Raw genomic sequence first — 20,902 nt, 5'->3', positions numbered from 1 at the left:
TGAGGCAACACGATAATTTCTTTTGTACGATGTCTACCGACGCACTCATGCGGCATCACTTTTCCAAATCGTTCTCATCTTACGACGTATCTACTAAAGCAATTGTCGATAAAGGGCATCCAGACGATGGGATTACTTGACTCGTTATTCGGAGGAATGGAAGGTTCCTCAAAGCTGACTCCTCAAGAATCGTTTGCCGGAATCCTTATGGGGGCCAGCGGATGTGACGGACACATCGCCGAAGAAGAAGTCGACGGCCTGATCACTTGCCTGGTACGCATGAAACTGTTCCAGCGATACGACGGCCGGCAGTACGGCAAGACCTTGAACAAACTGCACGGCTTCATGAAGAAGAAAGGGGTCGATGCGTTGATCGATTCCTGCACGGAAACGCTCCCTAAGGAACTCGCCAAGGCAGCGTTCGCCAATGCCTGTGATATCGTGCTGGCCGACGGAGTCGTCGAACCCGACGAGAAGGCCTTCATTGATCGACTGCGCGAGAAACTGCAGTTCGATAGCAAAACGGCCAAAACGATCGCCGAAGTGATGGTCATCAAAAATAAAGGTTAGCGATCCGGTATCGCTCTCGCGAACTTCCAACCTTCCGCCGATTGGGATCTTATTCATGTCACTTTTCGATGATGTATTAGACGATTCGTCCTTCGCTCCGGAACAGTTCGGACCACAAGAAGGTTTCGCAGGCACACTCCTGGCCGCATCCGCATGCGATGGCCACATTGCCGACGAAGAAGTAGGTACATTGGTCACCACCTTGGTTCGTATGAAGATGTATCAGCATGTGCCGCCGCACAAATTCAATTCGATGATGGATCGCCTGATGGGCGTCCTCAAACGAGGTGGTCCTGAGAAGCTGATCGCGGCAGCCGTGCCGGCGATTCCTCCAGAACTCCGCGAAACGGCCTTCGCCAACGCGTGCGATATCGTGCTGGCCGACGGGGTTGTCGAGCCGGATGAAAAAGAGTTTATCGACGACCTGATGATCAAGCTCGAGATGGACAAGAACCGCGCCAAGACGATTGTTCAGGTCATGGTCTTCAAAAACCAAGGCTAGCGACCCTGGCTACCAACCATTGCCATGCCCACGTCCCTCGCGCTTGGGCATGGTCTTTTCTTGCTGGACGCGTCAAGCGACGGGGATACCTTCCAGCGGAAACAGCGGGCGGATCTCGACCGTCCCTCGCTTGGCAGCCGGAAACCTTTCCGCAATCGCGATCGCTTGGTCCAGGTTCGGGACGTCCACGATCACGTAGCCCCCGAGTTGTTCTTTCGTTTCGGCAAACGGCCCGTCGCGGACTTCGGTGCGTCCCGATTTGGCAGTCAGACTGGTTGCCGTGCTGATCGTCTCCAATGGCGAGGCCCCCACAAACTGTCCTTTGGCGACCAGCTCTTCACACAGACCAATGGCATTCTGCATCTCTTGGGTTAGCTCTTCTTGCGTAAAGACCCCTTCGGTGTGGTACATGAGAAGAATGTATTTCATCGTTTAGCGCTCTGGGAAAGGGATAGTTTCCGCCACGCAGCAGGCAGTGGCTGACAACCCATAGTCGAACGATAAGGCAATAATTCGACTTTCGTCCGGAAAATTTTTGTCCGTCAGACAACTACTATTGTGGCTGAAAAACTCCACCACGTGTCTCTTGGAATCAATCTCCCCTAGAAGGTGCCCTGATCGATTAGATATCTCGCGTCAGTTGTGACTAGAATAGACCATCGTGCTTCCGTTCTGAATTCCCCCTTCACCCCATCTGGAAGAATCTCGCTCATGAAGTCTCTTGTGCCTGTTTGGGCCGGCCTGTTGCTGGCCTGCGTGATGACGTCGTTTGCCTCGGCAGAAACCAAAAAGCCCAACATCATCGTGATCATGGCCGATGACCTCGGCTACGGTGACGTCGGATGCTACGGAGCCCAGGCCCTTGCTACGCCCCACATCGACGCGCTGGCCAACGATGGCTTGAAGTTCACCAGCGGCTACTGCTCGACTTCGACCTGTACGCCAACGCGGTTTGCCTTTCTGACCGGCATGTATGCGTTCCGTCAGAACGGGACCGGCATTGCTCCGCCGAACGCGACCTCGATCATCAAACCAGGCACCAAGACCACACCAGAAGTCCTACAAGATGCTGGCTACAAAACGGCTGTCGTTGGCAAGTGGCACTTAGGTCTGGGTGAAGGAGATGGTCCTGATTGGAATGGAGAACTGAAGCCAGGCCCGCTGGAACTAGGCTTCGACTACTGCTTCCTGTTGCCCACCACCAACGATCGCGTGCCTAGCGTTTACGTCGAAAACCATCGCGTGCGGGATCTCGATCCGAGCGATCCTCTGTGGGTCGGTAACAAGAACCCTAACGACCAGCCCACCGGCGTGACGGCACGCGAAACGCTGAAGCTCGATTGGAGCCACGGGCACAACAACACCATCCATAACGGCATCGGCCGTATCGGTTTCTTTACCGGTGGGCATGCGGCTCGCTGGCGCGATGAAGACCTGGCCGACGAATGGGTCAAGAAGTCGAACGAATGGATCCGTGCCAACAAAGACGAACCTTTCTTCCTGTTCTTTGCTTCCCACGACCTGCACGTCCCACGAATGCCGCACGAACGTTTCCAGCGTAAGACTTCCCTCGGACTGCGTGGCGACGCCATCGTGCAGCTCGACTGGTGTGTCGGCGAACTGGTGAAGACCCTCGACGAGTTGAACCTGACCGACAACACGTTGATTGTTTTCTGCAGCGACAACGGCCCGGTACTGGACGACGGTTACAAAGATGGTGCCGTCGAAAAGCTGGGCGATCACCTGCCAGCCGGACCGTATCGCGGTGGCAAGTACACGCCGTTTGAAGGTGGCTGCCGTACGCCGTTCATCGTCAAATGGCCCGCCGTCGTGAAGCCAGGTCAAACCTCGGACAAGATGATCACGACCACCGACCTGGGTGCCACCTTCGCCGAGATCGTCGGCCAGAAAGTTCCGGCCGGGGCACTGCCCGATAGTGAGCCGCTGGAAGCGACATTGCTAGGTGAAGCCTATGCCAAGGGTCGCGACTACGTGGTCGAAGAATCGCCCCGCGGCATCGGCCTGCGAAAGGGGAACTGGAAGCTGGTACGCCAAGGCAAAAATAAAAACCAAGGCTACACGTTGTATGACCTCTCGGAAGATGCTGGCGAAGAAAACGACGTCGCCAAAGCGAACCCCGAAAAGTTCGAGCAGCTAAAGAAGCTGCTGGCCCAGATCGAAGCGGGCAAGTAAGCTGCCTGCTGCAATTGCTCCCGAAAAGAAAAAGCCAGGAGTGCACCGCTCCTGGCTTTTTTCGTTGGGGCTTACCGCTTCCGATTCGGTTTCGGGCCGTCGCCTGTCAGCGGACCTGCCATCGGGGGCGTCTCGAAGAACTTGCCCTCATCCACCAGGCGAGGATCGCCGCTGGTCTTCAATTCTTCCATCAACCGGGCCGTCAGTTCTGCTTTAACCTTCTCATACTTCGGATCATCCGCGACGTTGGTCATCTGATCCGGATCGTTCTTCAGGTCGTACAGTTCCACGGCCGATCGTTTCCCAAAGCAGCGATCGAAAATCGGCTTCACTTCGGGATCGGCGCGATGCATGACCATGAACGCCTTGGTAGGACCGGCGTCGTCATCCGGGAAGGTCACGAACGTCTTGTTGACCAGTTCATCCTGCGTTGGTGGATTGTCAGTACCTAGATTGTATGGATCCCCCATCGGCCAGCGGTCGGGCTTAAAGTTGATGATCAACTGATAGTCGGCCGTTTGAATGGCTCGCATCGGGTAAGGCAGGTTCCCTTCGCGAGCCATTTCGACATGACGTTCACGTCCGGTAAAAGCCGCGGTGCGAGCCGGATCGACGAGGCCTTCTTTGTCGGACTTCAATACCGGCCACAAGCTCTTAGCGGTCATCACCTCGGGGATCTCCTGACCGCCGGCTTCCAGGAACGTAGGAGCCAGGTCTGGCAGAATCGTAAAGTCATCGACCACACGGCCACCATGAACCCCAGGCCCCGCAACCGCCAGCGCGACATGCGTGCCGAAGTCGTACAAGTTGCACTTCCCTTGTGGGAAGCCTGGCGGGCCATGGTCACCACTAACGACGATCAGCGTGTTGTCGAGTTCGCCTGCTTCTTTCAACTGCTCGATGAGAATCCCCAACGCCGCATCAAATGCTTGGATCTCGCCCAGGTAATCGGCCAGGTCTTGGCGAACGACCGGAACGTCTGGCAAGAAGGCTGGCATCTTCCCCTTCAGGTCGTCAGGATTGATTCCCCACAGCTTCTTGCCACTGCCGGCGACCCACTTGCGATGCACATTGGTCGGACCGAACCAGTAACAGAACGGTTGCCCCTCCTGACGATCTTTCAGAAAGTCGGCGAAGTTGCCGCGGACCTGTTGGTAAAGCTCTTCTTTCGCTTCATCCGCCGACTTGCCGCTGGACATCAAAGCGGTCGCGCGTTGCGAGAACTGATTGAAAGAACTGCCCGCCTTTTGATAGCCATACTTTCCGCTGCCGTACGGTGCATCGTTCGGTGTACCGGGGCTCCATACCTTGTATGTTTCGCCAATGTGGTAACCGCCATCTTTAAGGAGCAGCGGATAACTGGGGATCGTCGGATCCCAAACCGCACCACGAAGAATGGCACCGCGGCCGGTTCGCCAGAAGTACTGCCCTGAAAGAAGCGAGCTACGGCAAGGCGTGCACGATGGAGCATTCACGAATGCGTTCTTGAAGAGCACACCCCGCTTGGACAGCGCATCGAAGTGGGGTGTCTTCACCACGTCGTTGATGCCGCCAGGCTCCAACTGGCCGTAAATGCTGGCCTGCTTCCCCCAGTCATCCGCAAAGGCAAACAAGATGTTGGGGCGTTTGGTTTCTTCCGCGTGAATTCGGTTAGCAAAGCTCGTCAGGCACAGGGCCATCAGCACAAGCAGTAAGGTGCGTCGCATCATGTTGGGGCTGTCCAGAAAGAGGGATTCGGCGAGTGCAATCGAAGAATTGCATTCTAGACCGAAGCGGACCGCAACGCACGCGCCGATTCTACGACAGTTCAAATCGACGCAAGATCTTCGTCAGCGTTTTCCGGTAATCGAAGTAATCGACCTCCAGTCGATGCCGTGCCGTCGCCAGGAAGTGGTCGCGCGAACGGATACCTGTTCCGCCGGACTGCTTTTGGACCCGGAACGACTCAGCAACCGGGCGACCTTCGTGCTTTGCTTTCAGAAAACGGGCAATGATCTGCGTTTGTAGATCGGTTAATTGCCACTGACCGCTGTTGGGCTGGATCATGCCGGCCACAAACAGCGTATCGTCGGTCGGATGAAACGCGTGCAGGTACAGCTTGGGGACTCCGTTATGTGTGTTGAGCAGGTCCTGCTCAATAAAAGGAAACTCCAACTGATACCCGGTTGCGAAGACGACCAGGTCGAACGCTTCCCGCTGACCGTCGGTGAACTCGATCGACTCGCCGTCCATCGAACGAACGTCAGGGAAGACCTGTAACTTCCCGTGCCCCGCATAGTAAGGAAGCTGCGAATTGATGATCGGGTGGGCATCAAACAAGCCATGCTCAGGCTTAGGCAGGCCGTATCGCTGCGGCTTGCCAATCGTCCAGTCGACCACAAACTGCGAGAGTCTTCGCTGCCAGGATCGTGGAATCGGCCAGCGGCGAACCCGATCCCCCACCACGTCGGCAGGCTTACCGCGAATGAACTTGGGGAAGAAGTGGTAACCGCGGCGCATGCTGATCGCCGCGGACTGACCATGAATGGCGGCTTCGACCGCTATATCGCAGCCGCTGTTGCCCGCTCCGACGACAAGAACCCGCTTTCCTTCCAACTGGCGATGATGCTTATAGCCGTGAGCGTGCAGTAACTCGCCGGTAAACTGGCCAGCAATAGTCGGCATCATGGGTTTGGCATGGTGGCCGTTGGCGATGACCACGGCATCGAACGATTCGGTGGCTTTCCCGGGATTTCCTTCTTCCTGCAGCTCAATCTGCCAGGCATTGTCCCGTTTTTTAATGGAAAGAACCGAAGTTTTTTTCCGAACAAAGCGATCCAACTCAAAGCGTTCTGCGTAAAAGTGTAAATATGCCAGCACTTCGCGGTGGCTGGGATACTCAGGATATTCCTCTGGCATCGGGCAATCGACGAACTGAGTCATCCCCTTCGAGGAGATCAAATGAGTCGATTCATAGACGCTGCTATGGGGCGATTGGATATTCCAATTGCCTCCGATATCCGAATTACGGTCGACCGCAACGGCGTCAATTCCGAGTTGGCGCAGGTTTTTTAGCGCAACAAGCCCGGATGGTCCTGCGCCAATTACAAGAACACGAAAATCATGCTGCGAGGTCATGCCGCCAATTGTAACGATTTTTTCAATTGTTCGAGATCGCCGCTACTGCGCGAAATTCTATGCCATAAATCGAGATCGAACTTGGGAGTATCCCGCCTTACGAAATGGTGATCACAACGTGCTCATAGATATTTTTCACTTGAATAGAGATTTTTAACAGAAACCCAATCGCCGAGACGGTGTTTCAACTCTTAATTAACATTTTTTATGATATTCCAGATTGGCTCCATAACCTTTTTAATTCCCATGCTTTACGTCTATGAGCTATGCTTCGTGGTAATTAATTGTCCATGCACGGACTGCCGCACTCAAAAAATGTTGTCTTTTTGTCAAATCTCGAAATAATAAGTTTCTTAGGTAGCGAAATTCTTTTGTGAGAGGTTACAATTACATTTCACGGGATATCGTTAACCAGGAGACTCCGGAACACCTCCTGCACTTTTAACCCTAGGCACTTCCCCCTAAGGTGCCAAACCCAACCAGACCCAAGTTGTTGGAAGGACTTTAGAAGAGGCTTTACACATGCGTTTTAATAAGATCACTTCAGCGGAAGACTTCCAGCTGATCAATAGTTTCGATGAGGTCAAACAACGCCTTCTCGAAGATAAGAAGTACTCGGATCGTCTCGACAAGCCGCTGGCTTACTGGGCCCTTCCCAACGATCGTCGCTTGCCACTGGCGTTTCTCGGCCGCACGATCGGCGACCTGTTGGCAACGCCATTCGACGAACTCTCGGCAACCCCGGGTATCGGTCAGAAGAAGATCAGCTCGCTGGTCACGCTGCTGAACCGTGCCACCAAGGAAGACGCCGGTTTCGAGCCTTCCCAGGCTGCCGCCAAGGAAGCCCCGGCTGACGACAACTTCTCGACCAAGAGCCCGCTGGATGCTGACGGCAAGTTCGATCCATCCCTCGTCTCGGAAGTCTTGTGGCTTCGCTGGCGAGAAACAGTTCGTCGTCACAATCTGGGTAACGAACGTCTTGGCCGCCTGGCTCCAACGCTGACCGATCTGCCAACCGTCATTTGGAACACGCCACTCGAGTTCTACATGGGTCATAGCCTGGCCGAGATTCGCCGCCTGAAGACGCATGGCGAGAAGCGCGTCCGCGTCGTTCTCGAAGTCTTCTACCGCGTTCACGAAACGCTCGACCTCGCCCAAGGCCAGCCACACCTGGCAATCGCCCTGCGTCCCAAAATGGTGCCGGTCCTCGAAACTTGGGGATTGGATCGCCTGACCAGCGAAGCGCCGGTCAGCCGTAGCGAAGTCATGGATCGCCTTACGCGTCCGATGCTGCAGCAGATCTTGACCGACGCCGGCCAAACGGTTCATGACCTGGCCGCTGGTCGTCTCGGTATCGAATCAGCTCCGCAGAGCGTTCGCATGCAGGCCCGCAACCTGGGCGTCACGCGAGCACGCATTTACCAGCTTCTGGAAGATTGCCAGAAGATCATGGCCGTTCGCTGGCCAGAAGGTCGTGCGATCCTTGAATCGCTATGCCGCAAGATCGAAGAGAAGCCAGGCGAAGCCGAAGCTTGCCAGTTGCTGACCGCGACCCGTGATCTCTTCTACGCCGTCAAGAGCGAAGAAGACGAAGCCGACGTCGAAGAATCGGAAGTTGCCAGCGTGTAACTTGGCGGCTTGGCAAAACAAGAAATCATAAACGCGTCCAGGTTTTCTGGACGCGTTTTTTTATGCTATTGCGTTCTGCAGATCAGCTGGCCTAGGCAGCACTACGATGTAGCCGCGGACCAGGATGATCGTTGCGTGGATCGAAGCGGAAGGTCTGATCGCGGCCTTCAATCACGGCCCGTACGTCGTCCAAGTCTGGCAGGCGATGCAGGGCAGCCTTGGCATCCGCTTTCGCGGTTAGAGCGGACATCATCGTGGCAATAGACCCACTTCCCACGCTACGCGACAGCCAGCCCAATTTGCCGCCTGTCTTGCCGCGAGACGCGAACCACTCTTGATGCCGCAACTGCAGTGTCCTTGCCAGACGAATCCGATCGGCGGTCACGCGGCCCAGATCGTTGGGCTCGTTCAAGTAAACATGCGAACCAGTTGCCACTTCGCACCGACCCCCTGCTTCGGCAATCCAAAGACCAATATCGAGGTCGGCAACTTGCTCCATCCGCGTACAGAAACCACCCACCGCTGCTAGCAACGAATAGCGATAGAAGCCTGCCTGCAGCATCGGTGCTTGCATGGTAGCTGCCGAGGCGGCGGCACGCAGACCGAAGTCATCGGCCAGGACCCCCTGAACAGGTTCGTTGGAGTCGTTGTAGTGCGACTGCGGGGCAACGGCCATCACCTCTGGGCGCTGGAAACCAGCGAGGGCTTCTTCCAGCCAGCCTGCTTCCACGGTCGCCCCAGTGGCCAAGGTGTGGACGATCGGAGCCTTGCACATCGACCAGGCAACCGCCAACAGTTCGACTTCGTTACGAGCCGCGGGAACTTCGATCAGGCGGACTTCATCAGCAATATCGTAGGGGTCGTCGTAGTAGCCAGAATGAGGCACGACAATCTCGCACTCGCTCGGACAATTCTCCAGCAGCGAGATCAAGGTCGTTTCCAGTCGGTGAGCGTTGTCAACGCTCGGGATGACGATCGAGACTTTCAGCACAGAAACTTATCCTTCTGCCGCGGCCTGACACTCAGGGGGAAGACCAAGGTACGCTAGGTAGGGCTAGTTGGCCGGGGCTCACGTTGGAATAATTCGGACCAAATGCGGTCACAAGTTTACCTGTTTTGCCTCAAAACCGACGATGCCGCTGGCAGAACGATGCTAAGAAGCCAGGCTAGCAGCTAGCGTTGCGTAACCTGGATTACTTAGGCAAGCGATCCTTTTAGCTTGCGGCAGACTTGGGTTCGCTCGCCCAAAGCTCCAGCATCTTCAGCACCAACTCGACCGCTTGCTCCATCTCGTCCAAACAGGCCCACTCCAGCGGCGAGTGCGGGTTATGTTGTCCGGTCGAAAGATTCGGTGTCGGCAATCCCATCGCGGTCAACTGCGAACCATCGGTACCCCCGCGAATGACGCGTTTGCTGCAAGGCCGCTCCAGCGCGCGATGTGCTTTCTCTGCGATCGGCACGGCGCGGGGTTCCTTTTCCAAGCCGTCTCTTAGATTTCGATACTGCGGTGTGACGGCCACGTGAATCTCGCAGCCGGGAAACTCTCCTTCGACCTGCTTGGCCAGGTCGCGAATGAGCTGAGCCTGAGCTTCCAGCTCTTCGGTTTCAAAGCTGCGAAGAATGCACTGAACGGTCGTTTCCGCGACGCCCCCTTCGATGATGTAGGGATGGATGAAGCCATCGCGCTGGTCGGTCGTTTCCGGGGAAAGTCGATCGGTCGGCAGCTTTGCCACCAAGGCGCTCGCCGCGCGGACGGAGTTGACCATGCGTCCTTTGGCGATTGAAGGATGAATGTTCACCCCCTTCACGGTAATGGTGGCCAGGTCCGCCGAAAACGTCTCTTCGTTCAGTTCGTTCGCACCAGGACCATCCAAGGTGTAGCACACGTCGGCGCCGAGCTTCTTCAGGTCGACGTGATCGACTCCATGGCCGATTTCTTCGTCGCAGGTAAACAAGATCTTCAGGGTCCCAACGTCAGGCCCCTTCCCTTCCAGTATCCGTTGGGCCACTTCCATGATGACGGCGATGCCTGCCTTATCGTCGCCGCCCAGTAGCGTTGTGCCGTCGGTAGTGATCAGCGTGCAGCCATGCAGATCGTTCAGCTCGGGGTTATCGCGAACGGTGATCACCTTCGTCGGATCGCCTGGCAGCGGAATGTCTCCGCCGGCATAGCTTTCAATTACCTGGGGTTTGACATTGGCCCCGGTTGTTTCCGGAGAAGTATCGACGTGCGAATTGAGCGCCACGACCGGGCACCCCATCACTTTTCCTTGCACCGTTGCGTACACGAGACCATGTTCGTCTTGCACCGCATCGACGACTCCCATCTTCAATAGCTCGTCGGTCAGCAGTTTGCCGAGAACTAGTTGCCCGTCGCTGCTGGGGTACTTGCCGCCCGGGTGGCCAGCAGTCGTGTCGATTTGGGTGTATTTAAGAAATCGCTGGAGTAAACGATCGCGGCTCATGGAGGTTCCTTTAGAGGACGCTAGGTGTGTTCCCTTCAGCTTAGTGAAACCGAGCGGAATCCAACACCCTCCGTCGTTATTCCCCAGGCGTTGTGATACGTTGTTGATGTGGGAAAGGAATTTCAAGCATTTCTTGGTGAAAAGGGTAGCGCAATGGCGGAAGCGGCGGTTCGATACTTGGTGTTCGATGTGGAATCGGTCGCCGATGGCAACCTCGTTTCCCGGCTGAAGTATCCCGACGAGGGGCTCTCGCCGGAAGAGGCCGTCAATCGCTTTCGAGCCGAACTGCTGGAAGAAAAGGGAAGCGACTTCATACCCTATACCTACCAGATGCCTGTTTCGGTGGCGATCGCCAAGCTCGACATCGAACTGAACCTGATCGACCAGGTGGTATTGGATGCGCCCAAGTTTCGCCCACCGACCATCACCGACCACTTCTGGCGAGGCTGGAAAGCGTACCGCCGACCGACCTTCGTGACCTTCAACGGACGCGCGTTTGATATTCCGTTGATGGAGCTAGCCGCGTTTCGGTTCGGATTAAGCGTGCCGGATTGGTTCAATTTGAACGCCAAGAACTTCGAGCAATCGCGATATCGCTACAACAACGATTCCCATTTCGATCTGTACGATGTGCTGACCAACTACGGGGCCAGTCGCTTCACCGGCGGACTGAACCTGGCCGCGAACCTTTTAGGCAAGCCTGGAAAGATGGAAATCGAAGGGCACATGGTGCAAGACTTGTATCACGAAGGGAAGCTCGAAGAGATCAACGAGTACTGCCGCTGCGACGTGCTGGATACGTACTTCGTCTTCCTGCGCTGTTGCGTCTTGCTCGGGAAAATCACGCTCGATCGTGAGCAGGATTTGATCCAACAAACCAAGACCTGGCTCAAGAATCGGGCCAGCGAAACGCCCATCTATCAAGCCTATTTAGAAGGCTGGGGTGACTGGGAAAATCCCTGGGATGCAGACTCCGGGGAGTAAATCGTGGCGAAGAAGCGAAAGAAGAAGAAAAGCCCAGCGTCCGACTCACAAACTCCGAAGAAAGCTCGACGAATGATCTGGCTGTATGTTGCTCTCGGCCTTTTGGCAATATTGATCGTCGGTCCGATCGTCGTTCTCTCACTGTACGTCGACGATTGGTCGCGTGACCTGACGACCAATCACGCCGAAACCAGGAAAAGCGACCCGAACCCGCTGCTGCAGCCGCTGGTGGTCCCCGGCGACCGGGACAAAGCCACCGCGCTGGTAACCGACGCAATCGTGAAGCTGGAAGACTGGAGCATCGAAAGCATCACCACCGAAGGTAAACGCACGATTGTCAATGCGACCCGCACGACGAAGCTGCTCAAGTTCACCGACGACATTCGCGTTTACCTGAACGACGCGGAAGATGGCGTTCAAATCACGGTCACCAGCCAATCGCGCGTCGGCAAAGGAGACCTAGGCCAGAACCCCCGCAACATCGCCGAATTGATGTCGAAAGTTCGGGAACGTCTCAAGCCATGAGAATCGGTCTGCACTGCCCCGAGGTGCCTGGGCATCTGAATCCGATGACTACGCTCGGCTGCGAGCTTCAGCGTCGCGGCCACGAGGTGACGTTCCTGGGCTGCCAGATGGCCGAAAGCATCGTCCGGCGCAGTGGCCTTCCTTTCTATGCGTTGGGTCCCCACGACGAGCTGAACGACCGGCTCGAGCAATCGTTCCGCGAACTCGGCAAGACGTCCGGCATCCAAGGGATGATGATGACCGGTAAGATCTTCGGCATTCAAGCGAAACTCGTCCGGCGCTACATCGGCGAGGCGTTCGAGGCAATTCCCTTCGACGGGCTGGTGATCGACCAGGTCGCGCCAGCGGCCGCGATCCAGGCGGAAGAAGCAGCGATTCCCTATGCGGTCGCGTGCAATGCCCTGGCTGTCTACTGGGATCCGTACATGCCCCCACCGCCACTGCCTTGGGATTACCGAACCGACCTCTACGGGCGAGCACGCAACGAGATTGCCAAACACCTGGTACTGTGGGCGTATCGCCTGTTTGCGGCGGAAAAGAAAGTTGGCGTCGATCCGCTGAAGCTCATTCGAAATAACGATAAAGCCCTGGTACATCTCGCCCAGCAACCGGCCTTCTTTGAATACCCTCGTACCAAGTATCCCGAGCGGCTGCACTATACTGGACCGTGGCACCGCGCCGAACGCGATGACACGTCGATCGATTTCCCCTGGGACTGGCTCGATGGCAGGCCGCTCATCTATGCTTCGATGGGAACGCTGCAGAACGCCGTCAGCCATGTTTTCCGGAGCATCATCGATGCCGTGCGTGACTTGCCGATGCAGGTCGTCCTCAGCAAAGGAGGCGGACAAGTCGACGTCCCTGGCCCCATCCCCGAGAACGTTCTGCTGGTCGAGAAAGCCCCGCAGCTTCGTCTTCTGGAAAAGGCTACGCTGGTGATCACGCACGCCGGCATGAACACGGCGCTCGAGTGTCTGTCGCACGGCGTGCCGATGCTTTGTCTACCGGTCACCAACGATCAGCCGGGCGTAGCCAAGCGGGCCGAGTACCTGGGCAATGGCCGCGTGATCCCCGTTCGTAGCGTCACCACCAAGCGCCTGCAAAGGGAGCTGGATCGTATGTTGCACGACGATTCGTTTCAGCAGAAAGCCAACGAGTTCGCCGCGACCCTGGCCAGCTACGATGGCCTGGAGATGGCCGCGAAACTGATCGAACAGGCCCTCGAAACCAAACAAACAGTTGTTAACTTCGAGCATCGTCAACGAAACCAAGCGATCTGATCGAAAACGCCCGCGAAGTTTCTTGTATCGATTCTCCGGCAAATAATCGTAGGATGAACCATTCATCGAGATTGGGGCCCGCTGAAAGCTTAAAAAATCGTTCGCCATCTCTTCCAGGCGGAAACGCTTCGCATGAAGTACGAATGCCAAGGAATACTTCGATACGGCACTTGCCTACGCGTTCAAGTTCCGGCCGTCCGCTTACCGACTCAACAATCAGAACAGCGATGCCGACGAAGACGAACGTCGCTTCCAAAAACTTCATGGCCAGCGCTGACATGACCGACGCCCCCATCACAGACCAACTACGGAGCCTGGCTCGCGGTGAGGAGCCTCTCTCGACGAACGAGGCCAGGAAGTTGCTTCAGGCCGCGTTATCGCACGCATCCAACCGCACCGTGCAGCGGGCAGCCGAGATGATCACCGAGGCGGAAGACGCATCCTGTACGGCCGACCTGGTCAAAGCGTACTGGCGACTCAAACGGAACCCGCTTAAGAAAGACCCTGGCTGCCTCGGCAAAACGGCCATCGTGAAGGCCCTCGTGCAGATCGAACACGCCGACATGGAGGTCTTCCGCGACGGCATCACGTACAAACAAATCGAACCCCACTGGAAAGGCGAGATCGACACGGCCGCCGAGCTGCGCGGCGCGTGCGCCATCGGACTAGTCCACTTCGCACCGGCGATGGAAGTGCTCAACCGCTGTGCCGTTCTGCTGTGCGACGCGTGGCCGGAAGCACGCCTGGGTGCGGCTCAAGCCCTGGGAACTTTGGGCCAGGTCGATGCGGCTCCCCTATTGCGTTTGAAGTTGCTCACCGGCGACAGCCAGGCCGAAGTCCACGGCGAATGCTGCTCGGCCCTGCTGAAAGCGGACCGCGAAGAGGGACTCGCATTCGTCCAAACGTTTCTCACTTCCCATGACGCCGATCAGTGCGTACAAACGGCCTTGGCCCTGGGTGAAGCCCGCCTGCCAGGCACATTCGACATTCTCCGTAGCGTCTGGGGACGCCGGGCCGAATTGAACGTTCGCGAAAGCCTGCTTCTCTGTATTGGTCTGTTGCGAACGACCGAGTCGCAAGACTTTCTCCTGTCACTGGTCGACAAGCGAGACATCCGCACCGCCGCCGACGCAGTGAAAGCGCTACGACTCAACGGCCCGCTGGGTGACCTCCGCCAGCGAACGGAAGCGGCGGTGGAAGCGACCGAGAGTGATGCGCTAGCACGTGTGTTTCGTGAAGAGTGGCTGGACTAGGGAAACTGATATCGCTTGGATCCAGAACATCAAACCACTGTTGGCACAGCGGTTGCTGCCCTACGAAACCGGTCGTTAAGTCGACCCCAAGTTGAACTGTCTCCATCTCCCTGGGAAAGGAGGAACTGATGTCACACTCGAAATACGCAGACTGTATCCGAGCTTGTATTGAATGCGCTCAAGCATGCGAACTCTGCGCCGATTCCTGCCTGAGTGAGTCCGATGTGACCAAAATGGCCGAGTGTATCCGCACCGATCGCGATTGTTCGCAAATCTGCTGGACCGCCGCCGCCTACCTGAGCCGCGATTCGCAATTTGCGGCGGAAATTTGCCGTATTTGTGCCGATATCTGCGAAGCTTGCGCCGCCGAATGCGAAAAGCATGATATGGACCACTGCCAGAAATGTGCGAAAGCATGTCGCGAGTGTGGCGAACAATGCCATAAGATGGCTGGCGTGCATGCTTAACAGCAGCGACTAAAATCTGACGTTACCATTCCTCACCGATTCTCAGGGGAGATACCTCGCCTGAGAATCGTGAGAGAATGTGCATCAATGCCGTTCGCATCAGGTTAAGCAGTCAAGTCAGATTGGGACTTAGCTGAGGAACGCGATGGGAAGATTTGATCTATTCTGGAATGGACTTAAGGGCATGCTGGCCGGATTGGGAGTCTTGGCTGTTTGCCTTAGCCAAGTCATTTTCGGATGGATCGGCGATGAACTGTGGCTGCGAATCGTCTATGGTGCAGCAGGCCTCCTCTTAGGGGCCCCTATGATCGTGGTCGGATTCATGTACGCATACATGGGGCTTACCGGTGACGTCGACACTCGCATGCCACCGAGAATCTATCGGCGAAATTAATCGTTCCACCTACTTCGTATTCGCAGGCACCGCCGCCACGGGTCCGTGTGGCGAGCCTCTTTCGTAGATGCTGAACTCGGCCCAAACCGGTAGATGGTCCGATACCTCCAGCCCTTCGGCCAGCGTCAAGTTGAACTGACGCAGGAAGTCGAACACGCCGTTGCGACCGGTGTATTCGCTGGTGGCGCTGCGCTGCATGAAGAGGTTGTCGTACAGTTCGGTTCCTCGCGTGTTGGTCTTCACGCCGCTGATCGCCCAGGTAATGCCAGGTATCGTCGCGATCTGGCCGAACTGCGATTCGTTGGCGTTGAAGTCACCCAGTAGGATCACGTCGTCTTCGCCGCGGGCATCATCACGCACCGCGCGAAAGACATCGTCCATCACGTCCATCTCTTGCTGCACTTCGTCCGGGTCGACATGCACGTTGACCAAAGTGAAAGTGAATGCCTGACTGGGGTCGGGTCCCCGCACGCGAAACCACGCGACTAGTGGTTCACGGTGCAAGACGTCCAGCGGATCTTCCACGGTGTAGACCTGCGAACGATCGACCTGCAGGCTGGCCGTATCAAAGACGTAAGCGAACTGCTCTTTGCTATCGGTTCGACCCAGACGCGGGCCAATGACGAAGTCGTAATGCCTGCCGTTGGCGTTGATCATCTCGACGAAACGCGACAGCAGGCTTTGATCGATCGAGCGGATTTCCTGAATGGCGACCACATCGAACTGGCGAATGATCTCGACCAGCCGGGCCATCACTTCCGGTTTTTCCATCTTGGCCGTGCCGAAGACCTGGATATTGAACGAGGCTACGCGGATCGAATCTTGTTTCCGCGCCATCGCCGGCACGGCTACCATCGGGTCCGCGGTAGGTGCGGCAGACTTGGCGGTGGTGGCATCGCGCGGGACGACCACCACGTTGTCGATTCCCTCGATGCGATAGTTCTGGAAAAAGAACCAAGCGCCGGCGCCAGCGATCAATGCCAATAGCAAGGCACTCGTCCTTCTCACCGCAAATCTCCTGTGGACTTATTTTGTCGCTTCTCTGAGAACCAAGAAGGCTGTGTGCCACTGGCGTCTCGCCAGTGGCACACCGGTGTTTTATGCCCGCAATGCTCTTCTCACTTCTTGCTTGTCAGCCCCCGCGCGCATAGCGGGGTGCGAGACCATAGCGGAAAGCGGCGGAGCGAATCCATATCATTTCCGGGAGAAATCATTGTCGATCGTGCTATCAATGCCTATCTTGAAGGGTGAGTTTCCTTCTCATCACAGGAGCGCGGTCGTTTGCACTGGAGTGCTATCATTGCGGGTCTGCTTGGGCTAGTCGGGCTGCCGCTATGCGCCCACGCCCAGGTCGTGCAGCTTGCCAATGGGGGGCAACTGGAAGCCGCTGTCAGGCAAGACTCGGAAGCCGCAGCCGGCGGCCAGGTCGAACTGATCGTCGAAGGAGTGGGCTCGGTCGTTCTGGCCAGCCACCAGGTGCAACAGGTCGAATCCCCCAAAGTCACCGAAGACGAGTACTTCGACTACGCATCCCGTTTTACCGATACGGTCGGAGACCAATGGAAACTGGCCAAGTGGTGTCAGCAGCAAGAGTTGCAGCTTCCTTTCCAGCGCCACGCCCAACGAGTTCTCCAGCTCGATCCGAACTATCAACCGGCCCGTAAGGCACTCGGCTACGAGCGCCGTGACGGCCGATGGGTCAGCCGCGAAGAGATCATGACCGATCGCGGTTACGTCCGCTTTGAAGGGCGCTGGATGACGATGCAGCAGGCCGCGCTGCAGGTCGCACAAGAGCGCCAGAAGCAAAAGCGGATTGATTGGAAGCTTCGTTTGCATCGCTGGCGGCAACAACTGGGGCGTTCGTCGGCCCCGGAAGTACAAATCGACTTCGATACACTAGACGACCCCGATGCCATTCCTGGTTTGATCCAGTTGTTGGGAGAAGAACTCGACCAGGATCTCGCGTTTGTCTATCTCGAAACACTCGGTCGCATGAACAGCCCGGCGGCTCGTTCCTTTTTGATGGAGAACGCGGTCTTCCAGAACAATCCCATCTACCGCGAGAAGTGCCTGCAGGAAGTACTCGCCCAGCGCGACCCGCAGATGGTCGAGTACTTCGCCAATCACTTGAAGAGTTACGACAACACGATCGTGAACCGGGCAGCCTACGTTCTGGCCCAGCTCGACTACCCCACCGCGGTGTTTCCCCTGGCTGGTGCCTTGCAGACGCAGCACCTGGCTTCGCATTCGTCGCGGTATACCTACTTCTATACGTCGCTGGCTCCTGAGCGGCGGTTTGACGTCGAAGGGCCGAAGGCTTCCTACCGGATGCTGACGCTGGCTGAGTTTCTCGGGCGAAGCCGCAACGCGTACGATATCGTCCGCGTGCAGAACCAAGGCGTGCACCTGGCGCTGATGCAACTGTGCGACGGACAAGACTTCGGCTACAACCCAGCTTCCTGGAAGGAATGGTACCAACAGGTCCATGCCCCCAAGTCGCCGACTATTCGGTTGGCCCGAGAGCAGTAGCCACTGCGCGGCAAGCGCAAGTTAGATCAATCGATTCTCGACGATCGGCACCAGGGTTTCATCGTAGATTCCCTTCAGTGAAGGGTCGGTCCACTTTCCGACCAGCGTGCCGTTCTCTTTGATCTTGTAAGAGACCACCCCGATGGCCACGCCTTTGGGCGTATTCAACGTCCAGGCAACGCTAAGACGGTCTTCGTCGACGAATCCAATCCCATCGTACTTCGTTTTGCCGACGACCCAGGTAATGCGATAGCCCTTGTTCACCTTTTGGACGATGACCTCGCCGACGTATTTGCCCCCAGCGTCGGAAGTGCCCACACATTGGTATTTGCCCGCTAGATCAGGCGGAGCGGCCTCGGCATAAGCATTACTACCCAAAAGAGTTACAACACACGCGAGGGCCACGGCCAAGCGAACCATCGAGCACCACCTTTCGGCAAGAATTCAAAACGCTTCTCTAATGCACTTTAACAGCCACCGGGCATCAGGAAAGCAATTTCGTCGAGAAAGACTGGCAATCAGCCGTCGACGGCGTGCTCTTGCAGGTCTTCGAGGTCGATAAATTCGAGGGTCGAGATGTGCGTCGCCTCGAGAACCACCGAGGGGGCGACCCCTGCCTCGAAGGCTTCCTTCCACCTCAAAGCACATAAACACCAGCGATTACCCGGTTTAAGGCCAGGGAAGCCGAACTCGGGGTGGGGTGTCGAAAGATCGTTACCGACGCTTTTCGAGAACTCCAGGAACTCTGCCGTGACTTGACTGCAGACGATGTGCAGCCCTACGTCTTCGGCCCCGGTGTGGCAACATCCGTCTCGAAAGAAGCCAGTCAGAGGGTCTTGGCTGCAGTCTTGCAGATCGGTTCCGAGGACATTTTTCGCCATTACGGGAGCAGCCTTGAGATAGAGTGCAAGCAGGGTACGTACCGCGCGGTACGCGGTCATCATAACATGACCGCATGCGTCGCAAGTCCCCACCGCCTGAGAACTTACCCCAAATGGGCGGGTTCGCTTCCAAAACTTGCAATCTGGGAGCAACCGAACTACGATACCGGTGAGCCGTGGTTCTTTTTCCAGGGACGGTAACCGGTGGTCCGATTGCCCTCGTTCGAGTGGCAGGCGGTACTCTTCAAGGACGAAGGACAGGTGGTCCGTGATTCAGCTGAATCATTGCCTCCTGTCGAATCCATTTTCCCCACGAGCACGTCCACTTCCCAACAAATCTCATAAACGAAGCGCCCCTCGAGCGCGGCCAACCGATCGGTACCAGGGAGTTTTTATTGATGACGAGGAACGTTATCGCCTGCGGGCTATTGTCCTGCCTGAGCCTGCTTCTGACTGCATGCACGACCCAAGAGGCAGCGGCTCAAGACACCGTTCTTGTCGATTTGTATGGTCGCGGTGTGCACGCGTACAACCGAGGCGACTATCTGGAAGCAGAAAAGCTTCTTGGAGCCGTCCTCGCCGAAGGCACCAATGATCCGCGTGTCTATTACTTCATGGGTCTGGCCAACTACAAGCTTGGCAACACCGACCAGGCACAAGCCGACTTCACCAAGGGTGCTGAGTTGGAACTCGATCGCAGTCAGGTCTATCCCGTGGGCAAGGCACTCGAACGCGTCCAGGGTTCCGAGCGAATCATGCTGGAAGACTACCGCGACAAAGTGCGTACGGAGGTCTACCTGAAAAAGAAGGAACGCGAACGAGCACGCTACGAAGCCCTTAAGCGAGCCGAAGATGAAGTTCTGCGAGATCGCCAACAACGCACCAGCTCGACGCAGCCATCGGTTCCGGTTCCCTCCGAGGACGAAACTGATCCATTCGGCTCGCCAGGCGCAGCGACCACTCCGATGACGCCTGATCCGATCGTTCAACCCAGTCCGACCGAACCTGAAATGACGGAAGATCCATTCGGTGGCACGTCCCCTCCAGGATCGGCCACCAACCCAGCTCCGGCCAGCCCGATGGCCGCACCGACCGATACCGATCCGTTTGGCGCTCCGACCACCCCGACCGACGATCCGTTTGGTGCCGCACCGGCCCCATCGGCCACTACGCCTAGCGACGATCCATTTGGTGCCGCGCCGATGCCCAGTCCTTCAGAGCCCGAAATGACCACAGATCCGTTTGGTGGCACCTCCCCTCCAGGATCGGCCACCAACCCAGCTCCGGCCAGCCCGATGGCAGCACCGACTGATACCGATCCGTTCGGGGCTCCGACCACCCCGACCGACGATCCATTCGGCGCCGCTCCGGCACCTTCGGACGATCCATTTGGTGCCGCTCCGATGCCCAGTCCATCGGAACCCGAAATGACCACAGATCCGTTTGGTGGCACGTCCCCTCCAGGATCGGCCACGAATCCCGCTCCGGCCAGTCCAATGGCCGCACCGACCGATACCGATCCGTTTGGGGCAGCACCAGCCCCAGGTGCGGGTGCGGCAACCACCGAGAGCAAACCGAATCCCGTTTCCGCTGCGTTTGGTGCTCTGGGAAGTGCGTTGATTCCGAGTGTGAAAGTTCCTTCGGTGCCTGGCATGGGACCTCCGTCTGGTGCATCCCAACCGGGTGCGATGCCAGCCGACGACGATCCATTTGGCGCTCAGCCAGCTCCGGGCGCCGATCCGTTCGGTAACGACCCGAGCACGAACGAACAACCGTTCGGTGTCCCTTCCGCCGCTCCCTCGAACACGGTTCCCAGTGACGATCCCTTTGGTGCGGAACCGATGCCCGAGATGAAGCAGCCTTCGAACGACCCATTCGGCGCGGCGCCCCCTGCAGGCAATGACCCATTCGGAGCCGCTCCGGCCACCGAGCAGCCAGCTGCCGACCCATTTGGCGAGGCACCAGCTCCAAAGCCGATGCCCCAGCCAAGCGACGATCCATTCGGTGCGGCCCCGGCTCCATCGAACGATCCATTTGGTACCAGCGAGCCCGCTGCCGATCCGTTCGGCAACTAAAAACAACTTGGACGAGACAACTTGATCTCGTACACACG

At 57.0% G+C, this 20,902-nt stretch carries 20 protein-coding genes; 12 read left to right on the top strand and 8 right to left on the bottom strand.

The window, feature by feature from the left end; genetic code table 11:
* Nucleotides 1-126: 126 nt before the first annotated feature.
* Together Pan97_RS00955 and Pan97_RS00950 are read left to right on the top strand one after the other, a co-directional pair.
* Nucleotides 127-570: a tellurite resistance TerB family protein gene (locus Pan97_RS00955; protein ID WP_144969889.1), complete on the top strand. Its 444-nt coding sequence runs from the start codon at nucleotides 127-129 to the stop codon at nucleotides 568-570.
* A 55-nt stretch (nucleotides 571-625) separates the two neighbouring features.
* Nucleotides 626-1,072, top strand: coding sequence for a tellurite resistance TerB family protein (locus tag Pan97_RS00950; protein ID WP_144969887.1), 447 nt, complete (start codon nucleotides 626-628; stop codon nucleotides 1,070-1,072).
* 72 nt (nucleotides 1,073-1,144) lie between these two features.
* On the opposite strand, the gene Pan97_RS00945 is transcribed toward Pan97_RS00950, so the two are convergent.
* A complete protein-coding gene (locus tag Pan97_RS00945; protein ID WP_144969885.1) occupies nucleotides 1,145-1,501 on the bottom strand; it encodes a YciI family protein in 357 nt (118 codons plus the stop codon).
* Between the two features lie 282 nt (nucleotides 1,502-1,783).
* On the opposite strand from Pan97_RS00945, the gene Pan97_RS00940 reads away from it, so the two are divergent.
* The gene (locus Pan97_RS00940) at nucleotides 1,784-3,265 is read left to right on the top strand and encodes a sulfatase family protein (RefSeq protein ID WP_196782237.1); all 1,482 of its coding nucleotides are present in this window, start codon (nucleotides 1,784-1,786) and stop codon (nucleotides 3,263-3,265) included.
* A 71-nt stretch (nucleotides 3,266-3,336) separates the two neighbouring features.
* Here the strand turns inward: Pan97_RS00940 and Pan97_RS00935 are convergent, their stop codons facing one another.
* Together Pan97_RS00935 and Pan97_RS00930 are read right to left on the bottom strand one after the other, a co-directional pair.
* Complete coding sequence (locus tag Pan97_RS00935) at nucleotides 3,337-4,974, bottom strand: sulfatase family protein (protein WP_241676348.1); 1,638 nt, start codon at nucleotides 4,972-4,974, stop codon at nucleotides 3,337-3,339.
* Nucleotides 4,975-5,062: 88 nt separating this feature from the next.
* Nucleotides 5,063-6,382 carry a flavin-containing monooxygenase gene (locus Pan97_RS00930; RefSeq protein ID WP_144969883.1) on the bottom strand — a complete coding sequence of 440 codons (1,320 nt, stop codon included), beginning with the start codon at nucleotides 6,380-6,382 and terminating at the stop codon, nucleotides 5,063-5,065.
* A gap of 522 nt (nucleotides 6,383-6,904) precedes the next feature.
* Here Pan97_RS00930 and Pan97_RS00925 point away from each other — a divergent pair.
* Nucleotides 6,905-8,011 carry a hypothetical protein gene (locus Pan97_RS00925; protein ID WP_144969881.1) on the top strand — a complete coding sequence of 369 codons (1,107 nt, stop codon included), beginning with the start codon at nucleotides 6,905-6,907 and terminating at the stop codon, nucleotides 8,009-8,011.
* 91 nt (nucleotides 8,012-8,102) lie between these two features.
* Here Pan97_RS00925 and Pan97_RS00920 read toward each other — a convergent pair whose 3' ends face one another.
* Both Pan97_RS00920 and pepT read right to left on the bottom strand, forming a co-directional pair.
* Complete coding sequence (locus Pan97_RS00920; protein ID WP_144969879.1) at nucleotides 8,103-9,002, bottom strand: glycosyltransferase; 900 nt, start codon at nucleotides 9,000-9,002, stop codon at nucleotides 8,103-8,105.
* Between the two features lie 223 nt (nucleotides 9,003-9,225).
* Nucleotides 9,226-10,476 carry a peptidase T gene (gene pepT, locus Pan97_RS00915; protein ID WP_144969877.1) on the bottom strand — a complete coding sequence of 417 codons (1,251 nt, stop codon included), beginning with the start codon at nucleotides 10,474-10,476 and terminating at the stop codon, nucleotides 9,226-9,228.
* Between the two features lie 153 nt (nucleotides 10,477-10,629).
* Here pepT and Pan97_RS00910 point away from each other — a divergent pair, with 153 nt between their 5' ends.
* From Pan97_RS00910 to Pan97_RS00885, 6 genes are all read left to right on the top strand, one after another.
* A complete protein-coding gene (locus tag Pan97_RS00910) occupies nucleotides 10,630-11,460 on the top strand; it encodes a 3'-5' exonuclease (RefSeq protein ID WP_144969875.1) in 831 nt (276 codons plus the stop codon).
* Nucleotides 11,461-11,463: 3 nt separating this feature from the next.
* Nucleotides 11,464-11,985, top strand: coding sequence for a DUF1499 domain-containing protein (locus Pan97_RS00905; RefSeq protein WP_144969874.1), 522 nt, complete (start codon nucleotides 11,464-11,466; stop codon nucleotides 11,983-11,985).
* Complete coding sequence (locus Pan97_RS00900) at nucleotides 11,982-13,265, top strand: nucleotide disphospho-sugar-binding domain-containing protein (RefSeq protein WP_144969872.1); 1,284 nt, start codon at nucleotides 11,982-11,984, stop codon at nucleotides 13,263-13,265. Before Pan97_RS00905 ends, Pan97_RS00900 begins: the two co-directional genes overlap by 4 nt.
* Before the next feature lie 227 nt (nucleotides 13,266-13,492).
* On the top strand, nucleotides 13,493-14,518 hold the full coding sequence (locus tag Pan97_RS00895) for a HEAT repeat domain-containing protein (protein ID WP_144969870.1): 1,026 nt from the start codon (nucleotides 13,493-13,495) through the stop codon (nucleotides 14,516-14,518).
* A gap of 128 nt (nucleotides 14,519-14,646) precedes the next feature.
* A complete protein-coding gene (locus Pan97_RS00890; protein ID WP_144969868.1) occupies nucleotides 14,647-14,985 on the top strand; it encodes a four-helix bundle copper-binding protein in 339 nt (112 codons plus the stop codon).
* Between the two features lie 145 nt (nucleotides 14,986-15,130).
* Entirely contained in the window at nucleotides 15,131-15,379 is a 249-nt protein-coding gene (locus Pan97_RS00885) for a hypothetical protein (protein ID WP_144969866.1), read from the top strand.
* A gap of 9 nt (nucleotides 15,380-15,388) precedes the next feature.
* Here Pan97_RS00885 and Pan97_RS00880 read toward each other — a convergent pair whose 3' ends face one another.
* Nucleotides 15,389-16,387, bottom strand: coding sequence for an endonuclease/exonuclease/phosphatase family protein (locus tag Pan97_RS00880; protein ID WP_144969864.1), 999 nt, complete (start codon nucleotides 16,385-16,387; stop codon nucleotides 15,389-15,391).
* 273 nt (nucleotides 16,388-16,660) lie between these two features.
* Between Pan97_RS00880 and Pan97_RS00875 the strand changes: the two genes are divergently transcribed.
* Entirely contained in the window at nucleotides 16,661-17,908 is a 1,248-nt protein-coding gene (locus tag Pan97_RS00875; RefSeq protein WP_144969862.1) for a HEAT repeat domain-containing protein, read from the top strand.
* 21 nt (nucleotides 17,909-17,929) lie between these two features.
* Here the strand turns inward: Pan97_RS00875 and Pan97_RS00870 are convergent, their stop codons facing one another.
* Together Pan97_RS00870 and Pan97_RS00865 are read right to left on the bottom strand one after the other, a co-directional pair.
* A complete protein-coding gene (locus tag Pan97_RS00870; RefSeq protein WP_144969860.1) occupies nucleotides 17,930-18,328 on the bottom strand; it encodes a hypothetical protein in 399 nt (132 codons plus the stop codon).
* Nucleotides 18,329-18,426: 98 nt separating this feature from the next.
* Nucleotides 18,427-18,789 (bottom strand): DUF2237 family protein, encoded by a 363-nt coding sequence (locus tag Pan97_RS00865; RefSeq protein WP_144969857.1) that lies wholly within the window; start codon nucleotides 18,787-18,789, stop codon nucleotides 18,427-18,429.
* 398 nt (nucleotides 18,790-19,187) lie between these two features.
* Between Pan97_RS00865 and Pan97_RS00860 the strand changes: the two genes are divergently transcribed.
* The gene (locus Pan97_RS00860) at nucleotides 19,188-20,864 is read left to right on the top strand and encodes a tetratricopeptide repeat protein (RefSeq protein WP_144969855.1); all 1,677 of its coding nucleotides are present in this window, start codon (nucleotides 19,188-19,190) and stop codon (nucleotides 20,862-20,864) included.
* The last annotated feature ends 38 nt before the right edge of the window (nucleotides 20,865-20,902 follow it).

The sequence above is a fragment of the Bremerella volcania genome, from assembly GCF_007748115.1.
Classification (GTDB): Bacteria; Planctomycetota; Planctomycetia; order Pirellulales; family Pirellulaceae; genus Bremerella; species Bremerella volcania.
This window is presented reverse-complemented; position numbering and strand designations above follow the sequence as displayed.